This window comes from Streptomyces sparsus (assembly GCF_054776295.1).
This window is the reverse complement of the sequence record NZ_BAAHCA010000601.1, coordinates 1-3,053: the sequence shown is the minus strand read 5'-3', so window position 1 is coordinate 3,053 and position 3,053 is coordinate 1. Positions and strand designations below refer to the sequence as shown.

The 3,053-nt window shown below is 74.9% G+C and carries 3 protein-coding genes; 2 read left to right on the top strand and 1 reads right to left on the bottom strand.

Annotation, left to right across the window (positions count from 1 at the left end):
• A partial coding sequence (locus ACYVE9_RS20875) for an asparagine synthase-related protein (protein WP_461029420.1) occupies positions 1-1,239 on the top strand: 1,239 nt, incomplete at its 5' end.
• Positions 1,240-1,356: 117 nt separating this feature from the next.
• Entirely contained in the window at positions 1,357-1,938 is a 582-nt protein-coding gene (locus tag ACYVE9_RS20870) for a GNAT family N-acetyltransferase (protein ID WP_461029419.1), read from the top strand.
• A gap of 309 nt (positions 1,939-2,247) precedes the next feature.
• Here the strand turns inward: ACYVE9_RS20870 and ACYVE9_RS20865 are convergent.
• Positions 2,248-3,053 (bottom strand): NPCBM/NEW2 domain-containing protein (locus ACYVE9_RS20865; protein ID WP_461029418.1); only part of this gene is annotated, 806 nt, incomplete at its 5' end.

The window sequence follows — 3,053 nt, the reverse complement described above, 5'->3', positions numbered from 1 at the left end:
CCCGGCACCGTCTACGGCGCCGCCGGCACCCTCGCCGGGCAGCGGCTGCTCGCGGTCACCTTCAACGACCTCACCGGCAACGGCGACTCGGGCCGCGCCGCCGAACTCGAGCGGGCCAGAGCAGTCGCCGACAACCCGCGGCTGCACCACGTCGTCGTGGCGGCGGGCGAGGACGCCCTGCCCTACGGCGACCTCGACGACGACACCCTCACCGACGAGCCCGGGCCCTCCCTCGTCCTCGCCGAACGCCACCGCAGACGGCTCGCCGCGGGCAGCGCCGACCACTTCATCGGCTACGGCGCCCGCCAGGTCCTCGATGCCCACCCGGCCCGGCTCGCCGACCTGCTGATGGACCGCCGCCGACGCCAACTCCTGAGACCCGCAGCCGCGCTCGCGGTCGCCGAAGGCCCCCGACGCGGTTCCGTCCTCGTGCCGCTCACCGTCTACCGGGCCGCCCGCCGGCTGGCCCGCACCTCCCAGCGGGAGGGCGTCGTCGACACCGCACGCCGCCTGCGCGACCGCGCCTTCGACACCGACGGCCTCGCCGAGGGTGCACTCGACGCCTCCCTCGCCGCCCTCACCTGGTGCCGTCCGGGCCCCGCCGCGCGCTGGCTCACCGGGGAGGCACTCGCCGAAGTATCGGTTCGGCTGGAGACCGCGGCCATGCGCTCCGGATCCGGCTTCGGCCCCCGCCCGGGCGTGCAGCGAGCCCGCGCGGCCCTCGCCCGCCAGGCCGCCGACTACCGGGTCCTCGAGCAGGCCGCCGAGATCCGCAACCAGCGACTGCACGCGCCGTTCTTCGACAACCAGGTGGTGCGGGCCGCTCTGGAACTGCCCGAAGCCCTCCGGGTACGTCCCGGCGCCCGGGCCTCGGTGCTGCGGACCGTACTGGCCGGAGCGGGCATCCACGAACTGCCGCCCGGCTGGGGCGCCACCTCGCACGTCGCCAACCTCGCCGCCACCCGCGCCGGCCTGCGCACCTCGGTCGGTGAACTCCTGGACCTCTTCGACGCGCCACTGCTGGCCGACGCCGGCCTGGTGGAGGCCCGCGTGGTCCGCAAGGCTCTGCGGTCCGCGGCCCAGGGCGAAGCGCTTCCGCTGGACGGCATCGCCGAACTCGTCTCCACCGAACTGTGGTTGCGCCGCCTGCTGCAACGCCGCGGTACCTGCTGGACGGGCACGGCAGCCCCCCGCCAGCGCGCCGTGGCCGCCGGCGTACCTCCCCGCCCCGCCATCTGACCGGCCCTTCTGGAGCCCGGGAGACGCCCCGCGCGGCCATCGGCCTGCGGCCGGGAAAGCCGGAAGCGGGTAGAAACGCATTGCCGTGCCGGCGCCCCGGTCGGCATGCTCACAGGCGTGGCCACCGCACACGAACCCACCGGACCCGGCGAACCCTCCGAAGCCGGCGAACCCTCCGAAGCCGGCGAACCCTCCGAAGCCGGCGAACCCTTCGAACCCAGCGTCGTCGTACCGCTCCGTGTACGCGACCTCCTGCTCCGAGACCTGCCCGCGTGCACCTGGGCCGGCTCGGCCGTCCACCTGCGCCACGTGGAGCGGGAGTTGGCACGCGCCGCGGCCGGCGAAGTGGACTACCTGGCCGTCTGCACCCCGGTCGACCTGCCGGTGGCGATCGGCGGCATCGACTACCAGGTCTCCGAGGGGGCCGGGACCCTGTGGCAGTTCGCTGTGCTGCCCGCCCTTCGTTCCCGCGGTCTGGGCACGCTGCTGGTCCGAGCCGCCGAACAGCGGATCCGGAACCGCGGGCTGCGCGGTGCCGAACTGGCTGTGGAGGGGGACAACCCGCGGGCTCGTGCCCTGTACGAGCGCCTGGGCTACGCGGCGTACGGCCATGAGCCCGCCGCCTGGGACGAGGAAGGATCTGACGGGTCGGTCCGTCGCCACGAGGCGATGTGCGTGCTCATGCGCCGGGAACTGTGAACCCCGGCCCGAGGGCAGGCGCCGGGGCACCACGGCCGCGTCCGCCGCGTGCAGGCCCACGCACACGCCAACGCGCCACACACGCGAACGCGCCACACGCGACCCCGCCACACACGCGAACGCGCCACACACGCGACCCCGCCACACACGCGAACGCGCCACACGCGACCCGCTGTGTGCGGGTGAGGACGGTGCTGGTCCCGACGGGCCGCCCTCCGGCCCGAGACGTTGCGGCGGCTTGGCGTTGCGGGGGCGGGCGTTGGCAGGGCTGGCGGTGCGGGGGTTGGCGTTGGCGGGGTGGGCGGTGGGTCAGCGGCAGCTGATGACGGACTCGGCCCAGTCGGCCAGCCCGGCCGAACCGAGCGGCGACTCCGGCTGCACGACCAGGCGCATCGAGCGCATGCCCACCAGCGACACGTTCACCGGCACGGCCTGATCACCGCCGCGCACCACCTCTGACTGCCACAGCAGGTTGCCGTCGCCGTGGACGGCGAACCGCACCGCGCCCAGTCCCATGGTGAGGTCGTCGACCCCGGCCACCGCCTGGTAGGAGGTGCACTCCCGGTTGAGATCGATCGTCACCGACGAGGGGGCGTGCACCGTCACACCGTGGCCGTACTGGCGGCCTCCGATCCGCAGGCCGGAGCGCTGCCACAACCATGAGCTCTCCGCCGTCCGGACGGTCGGCTCGTCGGAGCGGCCCAGATAGTCCCAGTCCAGCCGGCTGACCTGGTAGCCGGCAGGCGCCGGGGGAGCAGGAGGCGACGAAGTCGGAGTCGGTGTCGGCGTCGGTGTGGGAGCCGTTGCGGGGGCCGGTGGAGTGGGAGACGACGTCGGTGTCGGAGACGGCCCCGCGGCGGGCCGCTGCTCCACCGGCGCCGGTTCTGCCGACTGCGGCTCCGGCTCGGGCTCCTCCGGGCCGGGGGCCGGTACGGGCGGCTGCGGCACCTCCACCGGAGGTTCGTCCGGTGACGGCTCGACCGGCACTGTGGACGGCTTGGCCTGCGGAGGCGGCGGATCGTCCTGCTGCGGATTGCCCGCGAGCGCCAGGACAAGCGCCACCGCGGCGGCGGCAGCCGTGACCGCGCTCGCAGCGATACCCGCCTTGGCCGGCG